The organism is Methanomethylovorans sp., from assembly GCF_041447285.1.
Classification (GTDB): domain Archaea; phylum Halobacteriota; class Methanosarcinia; order Methanosarcinales; family Methanosarcinaceae; genus Methanomethylovorans.
This window is the reverse complement of record NZ_JBGMEB010000018.1, coordinates 39535-60532: the sequence shown is the minus strand read 5'-3', so window position 1 is coordinate 60532 and position 20998 is coordinate 39535. Positions and strand designations below refer to the sequence as shown.

Genomic DNA, 20998 nt, shown 5'->3' with positions numbered 1-20998 from the left:
GCATTTTGAAACGCAAATAACTAAAATACCACTCTCAAAGCTTCATATAATTCCATAATAGAACATATATAATATCCAGTTTATTAGATATATTATTTAGCCTTGAATAGAGCACTCTAATGCAATATTACTAAATGGATTAAAAATGAAACTTAAAAATAAAGATTAGCCGACTACACTCATATCGGCTATTCTAAGTGAAGGTGTGACTGTTCCACCCACTTGCCTTACATCTTTGCCTGCACCATTAATGCTCTTAAGAATATCAAAAACATTTCCTGATAACATAAGTGACTTAATTGGTTTAACGAGCTCTCCTTTCTCAATGATAAAAGCATTTCTTGCTTCTACAGAAAAGTCCCCGGAAATATAGTTAGCAGTATGCGCACCTATTACAGTGTTAATGTAGATGCCTTTATCTGTTTCCTCTATTAAGTCGCTCTGATCATATTTAATGATAAAATTACGAATACCCACAGAAGGAGGTGCAGAATAGGAGTGTCTGGAAGCATTCCCTGTACTACGTGTACCTTCTTTACCTGCTGTATAATTGTCGTAAAGGTAAGACTTGAAAATACCTTTCTCTATAACAGGAGTTGTCTGTGAGGGAAAACCTTCGTCATCTGCCATTGCTGTCTCAAGACCTGCTTCAAGCAATCCATCATCGATAATAGAGAGCTTCTCGGTGGCGATCATTTCTCCTTTACGGCCAATAAGGCTGGATCTTCCTTTTTGGACATTATCCGCATCGATGGCAGAGGATAAAATTCCGGTAAGAAGGTCAGCAACTGCAAAAGGATGCAGAATCACTTCGGTACGATGAGGTTCAATCGAAATGCCTTGCCTGGACTTCGATGCAAGTTCAGCTGCGGATTTTCCTAAATTAAAAAAATCAATGTCCATTTTTCTGGACATATCATAATCATAAGCAGTAGTTGGTTCATCCTGACCAGTAATAACGTCTACGAACCCACTTATTGCAGTTCCCCTATCCTCTACCTCAATACCGTTACTATTGAGTATTAAACGTCTGCTTGCTACACGGGAAAATGATCCTGCAGTCACAAGTACTTCAGGTAATGATGATGCACCCTCCAGCATATTTGAAGAAAGCTCTATGCATTCATCAAGTTCCATATCTTTGATCTGGGGATCAAATGTACCCTTTATTTCAGGATATTTACCATCGGTGGGGAAGGATTTCCATTCCGGATCGGTACCTCGTATCCTGGCCGAAGAGACTGCAGTCCTGGCGGTATCTTCCATTCGTGTATCTATATTAGTGCTTGCAAATCCAACAGCACCATTAACAACTGCACGAATTCCCATGCCCTGATTGATGTTCTCTTTGGAGCCTTCGATAACACCTTTGCGGATATCTATACTGGTCACTTCACTTTTTACCAGATAAACTTCAGCTTCATCAGCACCGGCCCTTAAGGCAGCATTAAGGGCTCTCCTTGCAAGATCATACATTCAGGCACCTCCGACAACAGCCTTTGAAATACAAAGATGTGGTGAACCATCGCTTACAGGTACCAGTTGCCCACCTTTTCCACATCTGCCAGAGGTCATTTTGAGATCATTGCCCACATGTGTGACATTGTTGAGGATCTCAAGTGTTTTTCCAGAAAGAGACACATCTCTCATGAGTGTAGTTATCTCTCCTTTCTCAATGAGATATGCTTTTTCGGCATTGAACTGGAATATGCCTTCACCTGTATTGACTTGTCCCCCTCTTGAACCAATAAGATACATACCGTCGCCTATTTCCTCGAGCATTTCTTCAAAGGTAGACTTGCCATTATCAATATAGGTATTACTCATGCGTACGATAGGCATGGAATAACCCTGGCATCTGCTGTGCCCGGGTTCTCCTCCAAGCTTTGCAGACGTCTCTCTGGAATGCAGGAATGAATTTAATACACCATCTTTTATTATTGTGGTCCTCTGGGCCTGTGCCCCTTCATCATCAAATGGGAAGTAACCATATTCGTGGAGAGTGGGGTCATCCATTATAGTAATAAGTGGCGAAGCTATTTGTTTTCCCACCATATTCTCAAGGATAGAACTGCCTTCAAGCACCAGATCGGCTTCTGAAGCATGACCTACAGCTTCATGTACGAACACACCTGCCAACTCCTGGTCAAGTATCACCGGAATATTACCGCCTTTAGCTGGCTTGGCACGTATTAGTTCGAGAGCCGAGTTTGCAGCAGTTGTTGCAAGATCAAGAGCATTGTTCTCATCGAATATCTCATATCCCTTGACACCAAACTTGCTTTCTCTTCCCGCCTGGTAAACACCGTTCTCTGAAGCTACTGCACTAACGGCAAAGCCTGACCTAATAAGTTCATACTCACAATCCAGTCCATCAATGTTAGTATAACATACTTTTACTTCTGATTCAGAATAAACAGCACTTGTGCTGCTGATCCCTTCAAGCCTGGCCCGTTTGCTCATTTCCTTGAGCAGTTCAACCTTTTCTTCAATTGCTATATCCCTGGGGTCTATCTTTATACGGGGAATGTTATTCAGTTTTGGTGTCCCTACTGGTTTAAGCTCCACTTTTTCCTTAGGATTCCGGGAATTCATGCTGATAGCAAGTTCAGAAGCAGCATTTAGTGCTTTTCTTTCATCGAAATAACCATCAGCTGAAGTAAAGCCCCAAGAACCACCGCACAGAGCGCGGATACCCCCACCCCGTGTATAGTTCACAGAAATCTCTTCAACATTTCCATTGTCAATAATTATAGACGTAGTAGTGGCATCCACCACTCTTACGTCGTAAAAGTCAACATTTTTCATGTGGGTCATATTAAAACCAATATCCTCATGTGGGAACCACTTCAGGAATATCGAGATTGAGCTTAAGGTTTGTCAGTTTCGTAAGCTTCTCCACTATTCTCTTTTTATCGACTCCCACAAGGCTGTGCTCCATAACTTCTATAATGTTCGTTACTGGCACTATCTCGATCTTACCCTTATAGGCTTCTTCTATAAGCACGTCATCCTCATTGGATTTGGGGATTATTACTTTCTTGATGCCTGCTAAGGCTGCAGCCTCTATTTTGTAGGTGGCACCACCGATGGGTAATACATCTCCCCTGACTGAGAGAGAACCCGTCATTGCCACAGACTGGTCCACAGGTATGTTCTCCAAGGCGGAGATCACAGCAGTAGCTATGGATATGGACGCACTGTCTCCTTCCACACCTTCATAGGTCCCTATGAACTGTATGTGGATATCATGGTTTGCGGTATCCTTTCCGGTGATGTTCTTTATCACAGCAGATACGTTCTGGACAGCTTCCTTTGCTATGTCCTTGAGCATACCAGTGGCTATGACACGTCCTTCTGAACTGGATTGAGCAGGAGTCACTTCGGCCATGATAGGCAATACGATACCAGAATCTCCTCCCATAACAGCAAGACCATTGACCCTGCCCACGGCTGAACCACCTTTCTGGAACAGCTGGTAATCTTTACGTCTTTCGAGATAACTATCGGCCAACTGCTGTTCAATGGAACGGGCTATTTTCTTTGCTGCAAGTACATGTTTATCAGTAGTCACGGGAGCATTTTCAGCATGAGCAATATCTCCGGCTACCCTCACAAGGCCGCCTAGATCCCTTAGTTTCAGGGTCAAGTGTCCTTTCCTTCCTGCTCTGCGCCTGGCCTCCCTGATGACTTCATTGACAGCTGACCTATCAAAGGGTGGAATGTGACCATCGCGCATTACTTCCTGAGCGACGAAGCGTACAAGGTTCCTGCGGTTCTCAAGGTTATCTTCCATGGAGTCACGCATGAATATCTCATACCCATAACCTTTTATCCTTGACCTGAGGGCTGGATGCATTTTCTCTACTGCATCGAGGTTACCTGCAGCTACCATGATGAAATCACATGGTACGGGCTCTGTTTTTACCAGAGCACCGGAACTGCGTTCTGATTGCCCGGTGATAGCGTATTCTTTCTCCTGTAGCGCTGTCAGCATGCTTTGCTGAGATTCAAGGCTAAGGGTATTGATCTCGTCTATGAACAAAACACCCTTGTGTGATTTGTGTATATCTCCACTCTCTACCCTGTCGTGTGCAGGTGTTTCAAGTCCTCCTGACTGGAATGGGTCGTGGCGTACATCACCAAGAAGTGCACCGGCATGCGTACCTGTTGCATCGATGTAGGGAGCGTGCTCTTTATTATAATTATTTACAATGAGTTTTGGTACCATCATTTCTTCTTTTGGCAGCAACTGGCGTGTAAGCAGGAGTATCATAATAGCAGCTATGATTCCCCATAACAGTTGGTCAACGTAGAAAGAATATATGACTATACCAAAGACGAGTAACATCATCAGCAAATTGCGGGACTGGGCTTTCTTCTGGGCCTCCATTTTATGGGCCATAACAATTTCCCTGCCCTTCCCAGCTGACACTGTCCTAATCTTGGGGTTATTCTGATCTTCGGGATTTGGGTAAGCAAGGATATCCTGTAGTTCTTCCTTGGGTAGAAGTTCTGCCATAGCCTTAGCTAGCAATGATTTACCAGTACCGGGAGTACCAATCATCATCACATGCCTACGCTGGCTTGCAGCCTTTCTGACCACTTCCACAGCACGCTCCTGCCCGATGATCTGATCTATCAATAACTTTGGAACATCTATCGAATCCGTAGTATTGAAATCGATATCATAAAGTTCGCTCTGATCAATAGTAGTCATCTCTGTATCCATGGTTTGCTCACAGTTATGATTTCTGTTGTCAACCTGACTATTCCTTGTTTTCATTTTTTCTGCATAAATAGATGCTATATAAAACAAATGTATCATTTTATATTGCAAAACTATATGAATATTAAGGGTGATATGCAGAAAGCGTTTAGAAAATGCGATCCATTATTCATATACTTATTGCTTTCCTGCTGGTAATAATCACTATTTCATTGCCTGTAACAGCAGCAACTGAAGATACTGAATATATACACTACAAACAGATGACAATGAAATTCAGTGGCACAAATGCTACTATAACTATCTATTTCAAATTAGATGCATTTGCAGAGGCTTATACGCTACTAATGGGAAGCCACAACCTTGAAGGCGATATAAGAAATATGTTCAGCGATTTTGGAGAGGTCACAATTTCTGAGATCGGTAAAAACTATGCAATACTCAGCGTCAGTAATGTGTCCAACTTCAGCGATGGATATTATTTACACGATTCCAGAAAACTGGGTTCAAGAGTTGACCTGTTGATATTGGTTTATCCAAGTGGTGCAACCAAGCAGATAGTGAATGCAGAATCAACATCTAACATATTCTATTAACCACATTTAAAATTACATAATAAGAATACTCGATTACTGATTCCTGCCTGGGAAAATCAAAAATTCTAAACTGTGGGAGACATAAAGGATGCCGCAGTTATCGCCCAGTTAACTACAATGTAATGAGGATAATGATTGCAAAAATACAGGCATATGGAAATGTATTTTGTTGAAACTGCCTGAATTTTCACTCTGTCAATGCTATAAAACTGCTGAGTATAAATAGAGTAAGTACCCTCCATCAACAAGATAGCCTTTTTTGAATAGACAGAACAAAAGATTTATGTACTATGTCAATGTAGGAGTGGTGCCGATAAGGGCTCGTGGTCTAGTTGGTTATGACGTCGCCTTGACATGGCGGAGGTCCTGAGTTCGACTCTCAGCGGGCCCATCAGCAAAACAATCAAACAGTTAAGTTTAAATTGGAAAACAGCATTAAGGTGCTATGTTGGCCCTCCAAAAGGCCCAGGTAGCTCAGTCTGGGAGAGCGCTGCCCTGAAGAGGCAGTTGTCCCCGGTTCAAATCCGGGTCTGGGCACCAAAATAATGCACATCAGTAGTGTAGCGGTTATCACCTGGCGTTGCCAACGCTAGAACCCGGGTTCGAATCCCGGCTGATGTATTTCAAATATGTATATGCCTTTGTACAAAGGCGTGTTTATTTATTTCTTTTGAAATCAATAAATGCTTTAGATTTTATGATTAATTTAAGTTTTAAGCGTTTTAACCCAATAGATAGTTTACTCATCCTACGCAAGTTATGACTTGTTCATGATAGTTATTCACTAGAATATGAAAGAAGAGAGTAATGAATTACTCTTTCCTCAATATGAAAAATGAAAGAAAAAGCACGCACAAAGTGCCGAATGTTCTAATTCCGGGCAACAGAGGGGTTTCGCACTTTGCATAGACTTCCCTCATCTGAGATGCCTTAAGCATGTGCCATTCGGCTTTATTTCCACTGACAGCGTTAGCATTGGAATCAATAATATCATTTGGCATTTCTAGATAATAGTGAACAGTTACTGCAGAATCTACAGCATCACTCAGGCCAAAAAAGCCATCTTCCATTTGATAACTTGGTGATAGAGAGGTGATATTATCTTGGTACACAAGATAACCATCCACTTTTTCTATTTTGACCGTGTCCGAGGAACTGCCATTAATGGTTATTTTAACATTATCCCCATCCCATGCCTCATTGTATCTCAAACCCCTGGAGGTAATATCATCCCTCAATGAATTCCCAGATTCTTTATATGAATTTGAGTCCAATAAATTATAAACGTACGAATTCGTGTCTATTACCATATTGTATTTAAGCAGTTCACCTTTACTGTTCACTTTTGAATCAACTGAAAGAGAGATACAACCACTGACCAAAATTGACACAACGACAAACAAATACAATCCTATTTTCTTCATAATATAATCCAGTTAAAATATTAATTTTGATCATATTAACTTTTCGAAACTGCTGAAGATTACGAGCTTTAAATATAGAAGTAGTTGATACACTTATGCAAGAGATGATCCTGAAAAAGTAATGGTTATAACTTTTCAGTCTAAGCCTCACATTTCTTTTACTCGCGAATTGTAAAAATAAGATATCAACAACTCTTGTTACCAAAGATACCTACAACTTTTCAGACATAAATGACAATATTGGAGAAACACACAAAATATATCATAAATAATATACATATTCCGCTTAACTATAAGTATTAATAATGATATTTATCACTGCGCCACGAAAACAACCCAATAATTGCCAGATATGCAAACAAAATGGTGATCGCCAGTTTCTGGTAAATATGAAGGTTAGCTGGAAGGAGTGTAAAAATGAGTCAAAGCACAACTAATACAGACATAAACCATGTCAAAATAATGGACCTAACCTCAAACCCTGCTCCCCTGGGTTTGATGGGATTTGGAATGACCACAGTACTGTTGAATTTGCACAATGCAGGTTATTACCCTATGGATGCAATGATCCTTGCAATGGGCTTTTTCTATGGTGGACTAGCTCAGATCATTGCCGGAATAATGGAATGGAAAAAAGGTAATACATTTGGAACTACAGCTTTTACTTCATATGGACTTTTCTGGCTCACCCTTGTAGGACTCATTCTACTTCCAAAACTAGGAGATAATTTTGCTGGGCTCGCTCCGGTCAAAACAGCTTTTGCAGCCTATCTCTTCATGTGGGGAATCTTTACTCTCTTCATGTTCGTAGGCACACTCAAAGCAACAAGATCCCTGCAGGTCATATTCCTGGCACTTGCAACATTGTTCTTCCTGCTAGCCATAGGAAACTATCTGAACAACCCTACAATACTTAAGATAGCTGGATTCGAAGGAATATTCACAGGCTTTTCAGCCATATACGCCGCACTTGGCCAGGTATTGAATGAAATGTATGGAAAGAAAATGGTTCCCCTCTAAAAGGGGATTTTTTCTTATTCCATGCTCTTTTAAATTCTCATCGAGTTAAAAATAAAAAAATGAAAGTATGAAGTCTTATTTTTTTGACAGCTTACATGCCTTTCCATATTCATCTACCACAGATTCTTTACAAAGCCCTACTCCATGCCTGTGTGCTGCTCTTGTTATCATATGAGCCGCTATGGGAGCTGTGAGAAGTAAAAACAGACCAACAGCTATAGCCTTGACTCCCAGAGGCGAGAATCCGGTCCTCAGAACTATGCTTAGCATTACACCAAAGGCTCCGAGGGTACCGATCTTGGCCGTCGCATGCAAACGATTGTAGGCATCCGGCAAGCGCAGAAGACCTAGCATGCCAAGGAACACGAAAAACAAACCTATTAGCAGCACTATATCACTCAGAACATTCAAGAATGTATTGATCATGCTCACAGAACCACCCCTTCATCCAGATATTTGGCTACAGTTACAGTACCCACAAAGGAAATCACTGCCAGAACAAGAGCCACATCCATGAAGAATGCAGAGTTATGATCGTATGAATATGCCCCAAGCATCACTATAATTACAGTTGTCAGAGCATCCAGAGATATAACTCTATCAGCGATAGTGGGGCCCTTAATTATACGATAGATACAGGGTATGAATGCGAGAACCATAAGTATTAGTGAAAAATCCAGTAAACTGATCATTCAAAAGCCTCCAGTACATATTTTTCAAGATCGTTGCGAACAGATGCAGCTACTGCTTTGGGATCCGATGCATCTATGCAATGCACATATAGAAGTGATTTATCATCAGATATATCTACAGTAATAGTACCAGGAGTAAGCGTTATTGTGTTTGCTATTGCAGTAATACCCATATCTGTCTTACATCTGATAGGTACGGCAATAATACCGGGTTTTATATCGATTTTCGGTTTTAATACAATCTTAGCTACCACTATATTAGCTTTGATAATCTCCTTTATAAGTACCATGAAATACCGTATAATTGAAATTATGCGGGTTGGAGGAGAGAATAATTTGAAATTTGATTCTGGCTTGTAAAGGAACTTGAATGGCCTTATGCAGACCAAACCTACCAGTAAGCCAAACACAAGGCTATTAATGCTGAAAGTACCATGCACGAAGCACCATACTATTCCAAACAGAGCTGCCAGAGGAATAAATTTTTTCATCTTACCACCCTCGTGAGAACTGCATCTATGTAAGGTTGCGGATCAAGTATCTGTGCCGCAGTTGCCTGAGCCAGGGATAGTAAAGGTTCCGAATACACACCAATAAAGACCACCATCAATGCCAGAATAACAATTGGCACGTACATCATAGGCGATGCAGCATGTTTTGAATATTCCCCATGTACATTTACATCTCTCTTTTCACCCCAGAACATAAGCAACCAAGCTCTGAACATATAAAACAGTGAAAATATAGCGAACAGAAGAGCTATTGCTATTTCTGTATAGTGTCCTCCAACGATACCGGCATCAAAGAGAACGAATTTGGAAATGAAACCTCCCATTGGGGGCAGTCCTGCTATGGACATTCCACCTATTAGGAAAGCCGCTGCCATGAAAGGGGAACTGTTTACCATTCCACCCATTTTATGCATATCACGTGTTCCTGCATGATGGATGATGCCTCCTGAAGTAAGGAACAACAAAGTCTTAGCAAGCGCATGATTGACCAGGTATACAAGAGAAGCTGCAACGGCACCAACGCTTCCAAAACCAATGCCTAAAAACACATAACCTATCTGGCTCACACTGGAATATGCAAGTAATCTTTTAACATCTGTCTGGGCAACTGCAGATGCAGCACCAACTCCTATTGTAAACAAGGCAAGTACAATTATGATAGACTGGAACATTCCCTGTACATCTCTGAATATAAAGAAGAATACCCTCAGCATGCCATAGACACCTACCTTTATGAGCACACCACTTAGCATGGCGCTTATGGGGGACGGCGCTGTTGGATGTACATCCGGCAACCAGTAGTGTAGGGGGAATATAGCTGCTTTGTTTCCGAAAACGACTATGAACATCAGACCAATGGGAAATATATACCACGGAAGGGTCCCTGCAGCTTGCATTGCACTGAGCTTTACTGAGATATCAGCCATGTTCAGTGTTCCTGTGGTCGCATATAATGAAGAAACAGCTATTAACATCACTATAGAACCTAGCATGTTCAAAATAAGGTATTTGAAAGTTGCTTCTAACTTATCCGAACTCTTTGTTACTCCATCTGCTTCCAAGGCCATTACAAGTCCGCAGGATGACAACAGGAGTACTTCGAAGAACACGAATAAATTGAATATATCACCTGTGAGGAAAGAACCATGCAATCCTGCTACTAAGAGATTGAACAGAGGATGATAAGTGGATAAGGAGCGTTTCTCAATATAATCCAGAGAATATATGAGCGAAAGGAAAGATAGACTTGAACTTAGCATAACCATACCTGCACTGAGCAGGTCTGCCACAAGTACAATTCCGTACTTACCCCATTCTCCTACTTCATAAACCTGTATCCCTGAATTCCATACTATCAGAAGTAGAATGGCACTCATGACCACAAGTGAAAAAGAAACCAGTAAACTGAGTCCTGCCTGAATCGTGGGTTTTGAACGCAGCATCATTGAAAAAGCTGCAGCTAATATAGGAGTAGCTATCAGCAAAATAGGGAAATGAACAACTATCGAGCTCATCCCCACAACCTCTTTATTTTCTGTATATCAGTAGTACCGTATTCTTCATGGAGACGATATGCAAGTATAATGATTACAGCAGTTGTCGCAAGACTAATTACTATAGCTGTCAGGACCAAAGCCTGAACAAGTGGATCCACATATTGAGTTGGTGCAGTCCCATTCAATATTGGAGCAAGCACACCAGTTTTCAGAGAGTCAATGAATATAGTGCTTGTTGGAATGACTTCATCTGTTGTTTGAATTGGTATCTGCTTTCCGCTAAATACTCCTACAGATACTATCAGCAAGTTCACAGCATGAGACATTATACTTAAACCAATTATTACCCTCACAATGTCTCTGCGCAGGATCAGGAAAGTCCCTATCCCGAAAAGCACGGCTATTATGAAGGACAGCAATGCGTTATTCATTTATCTTCACCAACCATCTGGAATATAGTAAGCAAGGAACCTATTACCACAAAATACACACCTATATCAAATAACCCGGCAGAAACTAATCCAATCTCACCTACAAACGGTATATTAATAAACTCTACTGCACTCCTGAAAAAGTTATGACCAAATGGTAGGGCTGCAAAAGCTGTTAGTGCAGATATGGTTAATCCAAAACCAAACCATTTACCCCAATCCGGATTGAATGATTTTTTGATCTCTTTAATGCCATACACCACATATGTAAGAGCCACCACGGCAACGAACATAACGCCTCCGATGAAACCTCCTCCTGGAGTGTTATGTCCTGCAAGTAAAAGTGAAATAGAGAATAATATCGCTAAAGGTAAACATACTCTAGTGATCATTTTTGTAATTACAGTAGTCACTGACTCTCACCCCTGCTGCGTATAATATTATAAACACCCAATGCTGCAAGGCACATAACAGATATTTCGCCCAATGTATCATATCCTCTGAAGTCTACTATAATCACGTTAACAATATTATGACCACCTGCCAGAGGCCAGCTCTTTTCTATGAAATAGTAAGACAAAGACTCAAATGGAGGTACGATGCCCTGGTTTGCATATAACAACAGTATCAATACAACAGATGCTACAACAACCGATATCAGAGCATCTCTAATAAACACAGATGGAGAAATATGCTCCTTGAACGTTTGTGGTATCTTGACAATGGCAAGCAAGAAAATGATCGTAGAAAGAGTTTCTACAAGTACCTGTGTAAGTGCAAGGTCTGGAGCTGAGAGATATATAAAGAACAAACTTACGAGATAACCAAGAGCGGAGAGAGAGAGTATTGCCTGCAAATATTTAGGTAATACTGCTGCACCTACAGCAGCTATAATCATGAATATGAATACAAGTGCTTCGTAAGGTTCTACATCAAAGTTCAGGACAGGCATGGAGTTTCCTGCAAGTTTGAAGAAAGGTATTGCAAACAACAAGACCATTAATCCCAAAAAGGCAAGCATATAATTCTTTACAGGGCCTGGCTGCATGAAAGACGAAAAGCCTTTTAGAGTGCCTTTTGCGTTGTTTACAAGACCATCATACACATAATTTACACTGATCAGTGGGTACTTACGATTAAAGCTGTTCTGCCATTCTGCTATAGAATCATACTTTGTGTATACCAAGGCTCCTAGCAGGAACGTAACTAAGGTCATTACCAGAGAAGTGGTAAACCCATGCCATAACTGGACATGTAAATTCTGAGTCTCCATCATAATGGAAGAAACTGCAGGTTCCACGAAGGTTTGTACAGCTAGAGATGGTACAAGTCCGAAAAGTATAATGAGTCCGGCAAGGAAAGCTGCTGGAGCGATCATAACAAAAGATGGATCGTGGATATGAGGTGGCAATCCTTTTTCAGGACGCTTACCCAAGAAAATAGCTGCTATGAACTTTATTGAATATGCAAAAGTGAAGACTCCTCCAGCGACTGCCAGTGCAGGCATAATGAATGTGAAAGGGCTTCCAAGGGCATGTCCCATTTCTATGGAAGACTCATAGAACATTTCCTTGCTTAAGAATCCGTTAAGAGGCGGCACTCCTGCCATAGAAAGAGCACCAATGGTTGCGATAATGAACGTGATAGGCATTTCGTGCCTTAAGCCACCAAGCCGGGTAATATCACGAGTTGCAGCTTCATGTGCAACAATACCTGCTACAAGGAACAAACATGCTTTAAAAGTTGCATGGTTGAGCAAGTGGAAAGTTGCAGCAGCAACACCCATTCCGGGTTCCTGATATGTGGTGTAGCCAAACATGGTCATTATGTATGCCAACTGGCTGATAGTGGAATATGCAAGTATGGCTTTTATATCAGTCTGCCTGAATGCAAGGAACCCTGCAACCAGCATTGTAATGATACCTGTACCACTAACCAACACAAACCAGGCTTCAGTACCTGAGAATATTGGATGGACTCTGGCAACGAGATATATACCAGCTTTCACCATCGTAGCTGAGTGCAGGAATGCGCTTACTGGAGTTGGAGCTTCCATCGCATTAGGAAGCCATATGTAGAAAGGACCCTGAGCAGATTTTGATGCTGCTCCTATGAAGATTAGTACAAGAGCTGCAAGGAACAGTTTGTGGCTTTGTAATGCCTGTATAAGTGCCTCATTTTGCAGGATTGTAGGCAGATCAAATGTGCCTGTAATAGCACGCAACACGATAAAACCTGCAAGCATGAAAAGTCCGCCAGTTGCTGTCACAAGCAAAGACTTAGTAGCACCATAGACTGATTCTGGTTTGTGCCTCCAATAACCGATGAGCATGAAAGAGGTGATACTGGTAAGTTCCCAGAATATAAAGAGCATTATAGTATTGGCAGAGAACACCATTCCAAGCATTGAACCCATGAAGAGAAGAAGCCATTGATAATATCGAGGCAAATCTTCTTTATGCCCCATGTAAGCAGTGGAATAGGACATAATAATTATGCCTATACCTGTTATAATGATACCGAACAAAACACTTAGGCCGTCTGCATATATGCTAAAGTCCACGCCCATTGAAGGAAGCCATTCCACAGAAGCTTGAAAAGGATCATTATGCATTACCACAGGAATAATACTGGCGATCAAAAGAAAGCTTATGAAAGCAATTAGTGAAGCAAACCAGCCAATTCTATGTTTTAATAACTTCTCTAATGCTGGCACCACAGCTGCCAACACAAATGGCAGAAATACCGCCGATGTTATCGATGTGAAAGGGTCCATGCCTACCCCCATAACCACACGCATATATAATTGTTTTTAATGAAGATTGGAGACTATATATAGTCAAAAGTGATATGATAAAATATGAAAGATTTACCTAAAAAAAGATCATAACAAAATCAATAGAGAAGAAAATGCGATTTAAAAAGCATCCTATTCTATGCACACAAGTACTGTTTTTTCAGCATCAAATACCTTTAAAATGACCTCCAGTATGCCATTGCGGCAAGTGGCCCGTGCACTATGGGGGTCAACTTTTGAAGGAAGTACAATCTGCTCCGAATATTTGCGCTCGCCGTGAGAAGCCTTTAAATCAAGGATACTATCCGTAGCTTTGAGAATAATCTGACCTTTCGATATACCGGGAAGCTCCGCAGTAACGTAAATTTCATTTTCTTTTTCTACTATATCTATCAAAGGTTTGTGTTTTTGGATTAAGCATTTTTGTTCCCCACCTGATTCATCCCCAGATACCAGATACAGACTACCGAATTCCCTTATTTCAGATTCCTCTTCTGAATTCCCGATAACAGAAAAGCCATAAATAAAAGGTGCTGGGAATCTGTTAAAACCTGTCCCCAGATTTTGTTTCATCCTAATTATTAGAGAATCTATATGATTGAAATAATCTGGGCCAAAAACTTCATTAAAAGAACCTTTATTTTTGATTTTACCCTTTTTATTCCTTTTGTCCTTCATATCTTCCACCAACTTAGAACGTCCTTGAGCACTTAAGTATATAAGAGTGTGCGGTTTGAATTTTTTTATTTACATTAACTACAGACATCGTTACAGAAAGAACACTTGGAAAATAATTATTAACCACATTGCCTAGAGGAGTAGGTAAATAACATCGGACCATAATAGATAAGAGAAAAACAAACGAGAAGAGGAGAATAGAAGTGCCACGACAGCTTTCTCAAAAAGATATAGAAATCTTAAAACATCTAGCCCCGGAGTGTAATGACTTGGACTGTGCTGGTTCCGGTTCTAGCTATAAATCTATCCTACCGCCTCTTGCAAACCATTTTGCAGTGAATGAGAGTGATTTCAAAGACAGATTAGAGAAACTTACTTTAGAAGACCTGCAGTATTTGCTATCACTAATTGAAAACGGAAGCGAAAGTCTTAGCTGTGTGCCTCCCCATTACATGCAGGTATTTATCGATCTGGTCACCGAAAAGTTAGGACCGGAAAAAGCCAAGGCTGTGTTCAGGACTTACATATTGAACCCTAAATGTTGATTGCAGCAAATAAGAAGATTGTTCCTGACTAATCCTAAAGGGATAAGAAAAACCAATAAACTCCAGTTTGGATTATTGTAAGAGGCACTCCGATTTTAGCAAATTCTATAAAACTGAGTGTCACATTACCTTTTTTCTCTGCATTATGAATAATGATAACATTACTTGCTGCTCCCAGAACAGAAAGATTTCCTGCAATCGTGCTACCAGCAGCAAGTGCCAATAATCCTCCTGTATCTACTGAAGCATGAGAGAGGATAGGTAAGTAAAGGGCTACAAGCGGTACATTCGAAATGAACTGACTTAATACCACACTTACACTTAAGATCATAGGAATAGAAACAACATTTTGTTTTGTATTTACCAGGATTCCCTGAAAAAAACCTGAGTCCCATACACTTTCCATGAGTATGAACATCGAAGCAAAGAAAAACAAAGTATGCCAATCCATTTTTTTAATGATCTCAAATCTCTTTTTGCTAAAGACAAGTACCGGAACAGCAGCTATAAGAGCAATGTAGGTTAGCCTGAAATCAAATGAGATGGAAAATAACTGGATGAGGATCTTCACACATACTAACGAGATAAGCAAAATAAGCGATAATCTGGACAAATCCGCGAGTTTTGCATCACATATCTGAGGTTGTGAATGGTTCAAAACATTTGTAGAAAAATGTTCTTTGAAAAAGAACTTGAGCACAAAATATACCACTATAAGATTGATTATAGTTGGTAACAGTAGATATCGGGCAAAGACTACAAAAGGGTCTTTGATACCACTATTTAATGCTATTAAGAGATTCTGAGGATTACCGATAGGACTTGCAACGCTGCCAGTAGTCACTGCAAAAGCCAATGCAAGCAAAAGTACCTTCGGATTGATTTGATGTTGTCTTGCAAGCAAAAGCACTACGGGAGTACCTATAATTGCCAGAGTATCGTTCATAAGAAAAGCTGATGCTAAACCCATTCCAAAGAGTACGAAGAGTATAATAGCATCCATGTTCTTGGCACTTTTAAAGAAATTATATGAGACCTGAGAAAGATAACCACTTGCTTCCAGTGCCTGCCCAATTGCGAATACACCAAAAAGGAACAACATGACATCAACATTAATAGATTCCATAGCTTCCTGAAGAGGAATCTGACCACTCAGCAGCACAGCAAGAGCACCCAAACCCATTATCTGCCACAGGTCAAGCCGAACATTCCCTATCTGTCTGGTAATTGTCAGGAAAAAAACAAGACAAAGGATAACCACTGGTATTATCATCAATCAAATATAATATGTGGCAATAAATATAATTATTGGTAACTACTGTGTAAAATTTTCAAACAGAGCATTGATAAAAGGGTTCAATTGCATCACATATCAATCTCCATTACATTCTGGAACTGCTGTACAATGATGTATTTTTCTACTTTCATACACATCAGAGCTGATGAAGGTGAACTGAAGAAATCACTTAGATAAGGATGCTTATGAAGATATATTTCCCAAAGATCTGGATATTGCTCACGGTCAATTTCTCTTATCCTTCCCATTGCATTGACTGCCATTGCATATTTTAGATCAGTATAACGGTTTGACCTATTGTCAATAAGCAAAGAAGCTCTTTCATCGGTGATAAGGTAAAGATATTTACGTGTGGACCGTGTGGTCACAAATAACAATTTTTGTAGATCTTCAGTAGCTGCAAAAGCCACAAGGTTAGTATAAGGATATTGCGGAGCTTTAGTGGCAAGCACAGCAAAGAGCTCATTTCCCAGCAGGGAACCAAGTAAACTATCAACGTCTTTGTCATGTTTATTCATATCTCTTCCTTCACTGTGAGATAATCTGCGATTCATTCCATATCTTAATATTGGGACACTTGCTAATGCTAAAAAGGAGGTATTGTGTGAACCTTAAAGAAGTATTGACCCAACAGAACGTGGGAGGATATGATCTGTTATTAAGAGCACTGATAGGTTCCGTAGCAATAGTTACACTTGCTATGGACCTGATAGAACCTGGATTATGGAAATGGATTACAGCGTTGGTAGCATTCACAGGACTTTTTACAGGTATGACAAGACACTGTACACCTTATTTGCTTATAGGATTCAACACAGCTGATCGGAATAATAATCAAAAGTAAATTTACCTATTCTATGGGTCTTCTTTTTTTGAAGAATCCAGTTTTAAAGATAATAGAAAAACACCGAATAAGATCGAAGCTGCAATTACAAAGGTGGCTGTACCAAAAAAAGAGAACATGAAACCCCCAGCTACAAGTCCTACAATGCTTGCCAGGCTTGTAAAGCTGGTGGAAACTCCTTGTACAGCCCCTTGATATTCCTTTTTTGTTGTTTTGGAGAGGATGGACATTAGTGAAGGCCACATGAATCCGTTACCCAGTGCAAAGAAAACCAGTGAAACGTATGTGAGAAAATCAGTACTGTAAACAAGCAGCACAAAATTAGCAATTAGCATGAAACTTCCAGAAGTAAGAAGCAAATAATCCGAATATCTTTTGCTTACCCATGAAAGCAAGGGTCCTTCAACAAAGACAAGCAACAAACTCAAGATAGAAAAATATAAGCCAAGGGAAGCTGCATTCCATTTAAGATTATTTGCAGCGTGTACAGGAAAAGCAGTATAGAAAACATTGTAAGCCAGGAATATGAGGAAATAAATGGACAAAATACGGAAAATGCCTTGCATTTTCATTATTTCTAGAAAACCCATTTTATTTGATACAGAATATATGTTTTCTTTTAGAATTCCAGATTCTGCTTTACTGCCCCTAATATGAGGAGCCATGTGTATAGTATGTTCCGGGGATTCGGGCAGTAGAAAAATAATCATCAAAATTCCTACTAATGAAATAAGAACTGCAGCAATAACAGGCAGTATTTCACCGTATATTGTCACACTCAATATACCTGCAAGTGCAGGACCAAATATGAACCCAAGGTTAGTTGAAACTGAAAGCTTACCATATACGCTGCTTCTGTCTGCATCACTGGTGATATCTGCAAGATATGCATTAGCAACAGATACATTCCCTCCGGTTATACCATCAAAAGCCCGGGCTATAAAAATAAAAATCAAAGGTACTGTGAGGACAAAAGTACCCAATATCTCAGATTTAACATCGATGATCTTGGTGACTGGAATTAACATAGCAACCAGAAAAATTATCCAGGAAATGAAAGTACCTACCTGACTTATCAAGAGTATTTTCTTTCTACCATACATATCAGACCATCGACCAAGCAGTGGCCCTCCAAATAGTTGAAAAATTGGATACATGGAAGCAGTCAGACCATAGATAATCGCATTGCCTCCGAACCTTTCCACAAGGAAAATAAGAAAGGGAAGAACAAGGCTCAAACCAAGGGTACCAATGAAATTAACAGCAAGCAGAGGATATATGGAAATCTTGGATTCGGCCATTATTCAAGATATTGAATCTGTAGATATTAGAAATTTTGCAAAAGATACCTAAGAAATACATTTATGTCATACATCATCATTTATAGGCATGGAAGAACTGTATTTTGAAGACTGTTATCTTAAAGAGTTCAATGCGATTGTAAAAAGTGTCATTGATGACAAATATGTGATCTTGGATAAAACGGCTTTCTATCCTGAAGCCGGAGGCCAGCCTTGCGACATAGGTTTCCTGTACTGTGAAGATAAAGAATATCCTGTAATTAGCGTAAGGAAAGTGGATGGAAAAGTAAGCCACGAAATTGGGATTATTGGTTTAAAGGAAGGAGATTCGGTAAAAGGAGTAATAAACTGGGATAGGAGATACTTGCTGATGCGCTACCACACGGCATGCCATATCCTAAGTGCCATCATACATAGCGAAACCGGTGCAAAGATCAGCGGGAATCAGTTATCTGAGGATAAAACCAGAGTGGATTTCTCTCTTGAGGAATTCGACCGGGAACAGCTGAAGGCCTACGAGACAAAAGTTAATAACATAATTGATAAAAAGATCCCTGTAAGCATTGAAATAATGGATCGCGAAGAGGCCTTTCAAATACCTTCAGTAGTAAAGCTTAAGGATGCTTTTCCTCCAGAAACCTTACGCATCAGAGTTATCACAATTCCTGAAATAGACAGGCAGGCTTGTGGAGGGACACATGTTGCAAATACTGGCGAAATACCTTATATAGAAGTATTCAAAGCCGAAAATAAAGGTAAGAATAACAGAAGAGTATATTTCCGCTTCAAAGAGTAGTTGATTATTAGTATCTGATTCTGGCATATATGACAGGTATCATCAGAGTAAAGAAGGAAGATATATGTATGTAAAATATCTTTTCTGCTCTACATTGAAACAACAACTGCTAAATATGCTTGCATAGTAGTTAGAAATGTATAAATTTGCTCAAATGGTGGAAATTGGCTTAAATCGCCATAACCATATCATCCATTACAGGAGACATACAGATGAAGATATTAGTCAGTGATCCATTGTCCGAAGAAGGCTTGTCAATGCTCCAGAAACATTTCGATGTAGATGTTATCACGGGCTTGTCAGAAAGTGAGCTAGCAGTAAAAATAGTAAACTACGACGCTCTGGTTATCCGCAGTGGAACACAGGTTACAAGAAAGGTTATTGAAGCTACCAGAAATCTGAAGATCATAGGCCGTGCAGGAGTAGGTGTGGACAATGTGGATGTTGAAGCAGCTACTGAAAAAGGTATAATCGTTACCAATGCACCAGAAGGAAATATGCTTTCTGCTGCTGAGCACACTATCGCTATGATGATGTCCATGGCAAGGAACATACCTCAGGCAAACGCTTCCATGAAAGCTGGAAAATGGGAACGTAAAAACTTCATGGGTGTTGAAGTCAACGGCAAGATCCTGGGAGTCATAGGCCTTGGACGCATTGGGGCAGAAGTGGCAAAAAGGGCACAAGGGCTCAATATGACTATAATGGGCTATGACCCATACATCTCAAAAGAAAAAGCACATGAGCTTGGAATAAAGCTTGCTACAGTTAAAGAGATCGCAGAAGCTGCTGATTTTATCACAGTACACACACCTCTTACCAAAGAAACAAGAAACATCCTTGATGCTGAAGAATTCAATGTCATGAAGAAAAATGCAAGGGTAATCAATTGTGCACGAGGAGGCATCATCAATGAAGACGCTCTTGCTGATGCACTCAAGAGTGGCAAGATTGCAGGAGCTGCACTTGACGTATATATCAATGAACCCCCAAAGGACAGCCCCTTGCTTGAATGTGATAACCTAATTATGACACCTCATCTGGGAGCTTCCACCGAAGAGGCACAGATCAATGTAGCTATCACCATAGCTGAGGAAGTGATTTCAGTCCTTAATGGCGGAACTGCAAAGAATGCAATTAATATACCTTCTGTAAAACCAGAAGTAATGAGAGTTCTTGCACCTTATATCAATCTTGCAGAGACCATGGCAGATGTATGTGCCCAGTTACTTGGAACCAGTTATGAGAAAGTGGAAATCTCATATAATGGAGAGATAGCTGAGAAGGACACAAGGCCGGTTACAGTTGCCGCCTTGAAGGGAATGCTGCAAAGCGCAATGGGCTCCAGCGTGAACTACGTGAATGCACCTGCAGTGGCAAAGTCAAGAAAGATAGAAGTAAGAGAGAGCAAGTCAGAAACTTCCGAAGAAAGGGCTTCTGAGATTCATATCAAACTAAGCAACAATGGAGAGTCTGTGTCTGTTGCAGGAACCATCATAGGAAACGAAGCTAGAATAATTGGAATCGATGGAGAACGCGTTGACATTATTCCATCCGGATATATGATAGTTGCAAAGCACATCAACAGGCCTAACGTAATAGGACCATGCTGCATGGTACTTGGCAAGAACAACATCAACATATCTGGAATGCAAGTTGGCAGAGCAGCAATAGGAGGAGTTACAATTATGACCCTCAATGTTGACTCTGAAGTATCACCTGCCATTCTGGAAGAAATGCGTAGTGTTGATGGAATACTTACTGCAAAGCTCGTCAAGCTCTGATGAAGATAAATATTTAAATGATGTATATGGTAATATGACCCATCCAAGGTCCAGAC

Annotated in this window: 21 protein-coding genes and 3 tRNA genes; 9 read left to right on the top strand and 15 right to left on the bottom strand. The window is 40.3% G+C overall.

The features are described 5' to 3' along the window. Window positions 1–165 precede the first annotated feature (165 nt). Genes ACC612_RS11115 through lonB form a run of 3 tightly spaced genes read right to left on the bottom strand, consistent with a single transcriptional unit; the run spans window position 166 to window position 4732 of the window. Window positions 166–1476: a TldD/PmbA family protein gene (locus tag ACC612_RS11115; RefSeq protein ID WP_371854600.1), complete on the bottom strand. Its 1311-nt coding sequence runs from the start codon at window positions 1474–1476 to the stop codon at window positions 166–168. Then, window positions 1477–2808, bottom strand: coding sequence for a TldD/PmbA family protein (locus ACC612_RS11110; RefSeq protein ID WP_371854599.1), 1332 nt, complete (start codon window positions 2806–2808; stop codon window positions 1477–1479). A 25-nt stretch (window positions 2809–2833) separates the two neighbouring features. Next, window positions 2834–4732 (bottom strand): ATP-dependent protease LonB, encoded by a 1899-nt coding sequence (lonB, locus tag ACC612_RS11105; RefSeq protein ID WP_371854598.1) that lies wholly within the window; start codon window positions 4730–4732, stop codon window positions 2834–2836. 152 nt (window positions 4733–4884) lie between these two features. On the opposite strand from lonB, the gene ACC612_RS11100 reads away from it, so the two are divergent. The 4 genes from ACC612_RS11100 (at window position 4885) to ACC612_RS11085 (ending at window position 5946) form a co-directional block, all read left to right on the top strand. Beyond that, window positions 4885–5325: a hypothetical protein gene (locus tag ACC612_RS11100; protein WP_371854597.1), complete on the top strand. Its 441-nt coding sequence runs from the start codon at window positions 4885–4887 to the stop codon at window positions 5323–5325. 317 nt (window positions 5326–5642) lie between these two features. Further along, window positions 5643–5716, top strand: a tRNA-Val gene (locus ACC612_RS11095). Between the two features lie 72 nt (window positions 5717–5788). Next, window positions 5789–5865: transfer RNA gene (locus ACC612_RS11090), tRNA-Phe, on the top strand. Between the two features lie 9 nt (window positions 5866–5874). Then, window positions 5875–5946: transfer RNA gene (locus ACC612_RS11085), tRNA-Gly, on the top strand. Between the two features lie 191 nt (window positions 5947–6137). Here the strand turns inward: ACC612_RS11085 and ACC612_RS11080 are convergent. Then, window positions 6138–6749: a hypothetical protein gene (locus tag ACC612_RS11080; RefSeq protein ID WP_371854596.1), complete on the bottom strand. Its 612-nt coding sequence runs from the start codon at window positions 6747–6749 to the stop codon at window positions 6138–6140. A 417-nt stretch (window positions 6750–7166) separates the two neighbouring features. Here ACC612_RS11080 and ACC612_RS11075 point away from each other — a divergent pair, with 417 nt between their 5' ends. After that, entirely contained in the window at window positions 7167–7769 is a 603-nt protein-coding gene (locus tag ACC612_RS11075; protein ID WP_371854595.1) for an acetate uptake transporter, read from the top strand. 75 nt (window positions 7770–7844) lie between these two features. Here the strand turns inward: ACC612_RS11075 and mnhG are convergent, their stop codons facing one another. The 8 genes from mnhG to ACC612_RS11035 form a co-directional block, all read right to left on the bottom strand. Continuing rightward, window positions 7845–8195, bottom strand: coding sequence for a monovalent cation/H(+) antiporter subunit G (gene mnhG, locus ACC612_RS11070; protein WP_371854594.1), 351 nt, complete (start codon window positions 8193–8195; stop codon window positions 7845–7847). A gap of 2 nt (window positions 8196–8197) precedes the next feature. Next, window positions 8198–8461, bottom strand: coding sequence for a cation:proton antiporter (locus ACC612_RS11065; RefSeq protein ID WP_371854593.1), 264 nt, complete (start codon window positions 8459–8461; stop codon window positions 8198–8200). Further along, on the bottom strand, window positions 8458–8952 hold the full coding sequence (locus ACC612_RS11060; RefSeq protein WP_371854592.1) for a Na+/H+ antiporter subunit E: 495 nt from the start codon (window positions 8950–8952) through the stop codon (window positions 8458–8460). The genes ACC612_RS11065 and ACC612_RS11060 overlap by 4 nt, the downstream gene beginning before the upstream one ends. After that, window positions 8949–10487: a proton-conducting transporter membrane subunit gene (locus ACC612_RS11055; RefSeq protein WP_371854591.1), complete on the bottom strand. Its 1539-nt coding sequence runs from the start codon at window positions 10485–10487 to the stop codon at window positions 8949–8951. Before ACC612_RS11055 ends, ACC612_RS11060 begins: the two co-directional genes overlap by 4 nt. Next, window positions 10484–10900, bottom strand: a complete 417-nt coding sequence (locus ACC612_RS11050; RefSeq protein WP_371854590.1) for an NADH-quinone oxidoreductase subunit K — start codon at window positions 10898–10900, stop codon at window positions 10484–10486. Before ACC612_RS11050 ends, ACC612_RS11055 begins: the two co-directional genes overlap by 4 nt. After that, window positions 10897–11313 carry a monovalent cation/H+ antiporter subunit B gene (locus ACC612_RS11045; protein ID WP_371854589.1) on the bottom strand — a complete coding sequence of 139 codons (417 nt, stop codon included), beginning with the start codon at window positions 11311–11313 and terminating at the stop codon, window positions 10897–10899. The genes ACC612_RS11050 and ACC612_RS11045 overlap by 4 nt, the downstream gene beginning before the upstream one ends. Beyond that, on the bottom strand, window positions 11310–13676 hold the full coding sequence (gene mbhE, locus ACC612_RS11040; RefSeq protein ID WP_371854588.1) for a hydrogen gas-evolving membrane-bound hydrogenase subunit E: 2367 nt from the start codon (window positions 13674–13676) through the stop codon (window positions 11310–11312). The genes ACC612_RS11045 and mbhE overlap by 4 nt, the downstream gene beginning before the upstream one ends. A 153-nt stretch (window positions 13677–13829) precedes the next feature. Beyond that, window positions 13830–14375: an Hsp20/alpha crystallin family protein gene (locus tag ACC612_RS11035; protein WP_371854587.1), complete on the bottom strand. Its 546-nt coding sequence runs from the start codon at window positions 14373–14375 to the stop codon at window positions 13830–13832. A gap of 203 nt (window positions 14376–14578) precedes the next feature. Here ACC612_RS11035 and ACC612_RS11030 point away from each other — a divergent pair, with 203 nt between their 5' ends. Beyond that, complete coding sequence (locus ACC612_RS11030; protein WP_371854586.1) at window positions 14579–14920, top strand: hypothetical protein; 342 nt, start codon at window positions 14579–14581, stop codon at window positions 14918–14920. A 34-nt stretch (window positions 14921–14954) separates the two neighbouring features. On the opposite strand, the gene ACC612_RS11025 is transcribed toward ACC612_RS11030, so the two are convergent. Both ACC612_RS11025 and ACC612_RS11020 read right to left on the bottom strand, forming a co-directional pair. Then, window positions 14955–16193, bottom strand: coding sequence for an SLC13 family permease (locus tag ACC612_RS11025; protein ID WP_371854585.1), 1239 nt, complete (start codon window positions 16191–16193; stop codon window positions 14955–14957). A gap of 92 nt (window positions 16194–16285) precedes the next feature. Next, window positions 16286–16735: a pyridoxamine 5'-phosphate oxidase family protein gene (locus tag ACC612_RS11020; RefSeq protein ID WP_371854584.1), complete on the bottom strand. Its 450-nt coding sequence runs from the start codon at window positions 16733–16735 to the stop codon at window positions 16286–16288. A gap of 86 nt (window positions 16736–16821) precedes the next feature. Between ACC612_RS11020 and ACC612_RS11015 the strand changes: the two genes are divergently transcribed. Beyond that, window positions 16822–17061, top strand: a complete 240-nt coding sequence (locus ACC612_RS11015) for a DUF2892 domain-containing protein (RefSeq protein WP_371854583.1) — start codon at window positions 16822–16824, stop codon at window positions 17059–17061. Window positions 17062–17072: 11 nt separating this feature from the next. Here ACC612_RS11015 and ACC612_RS11010 read toward each other — a convergent pair whose 3' ends face one another. Beyond that, window positions 17073–18362, bottom strand: a complete 1290-nt coding sequence (locus ACC612_RS11010; protein ID WP_371854582.1) for an MFS transporter — start codon at window positions 18360–18362, stop codon at window positions 17073–17075. Window positions 18363–18450: 88 nt separating this feature from the next. Here ACC612_RS11010 and alaXM point away from each other — a divergent pair, with 88 nt between their 5' ends. Further along, a complete protein-coding gene (gene alaXM / locus ACC612_RS11005) occupies window positions 18451–19158 on the top strand; it encodes an alanyl-tRNA editing protein AlaXM (protein WP_371854581.1) in 708 nt (235 codons plus the stop codon). Between the two features lie 212 nt (window positions 19159–19370). After that, entirely contained in the window at window positions 19371–20942 is a 1572-nt protein-coding gene (gene serA, locus ACC612_RS11000) for a phosphoglycerate dehydrogenase (RefSeq protein WP_371854580.1), read from the top strand. Window positions 20943–20998: the final 56 nt, after the last annotated feature.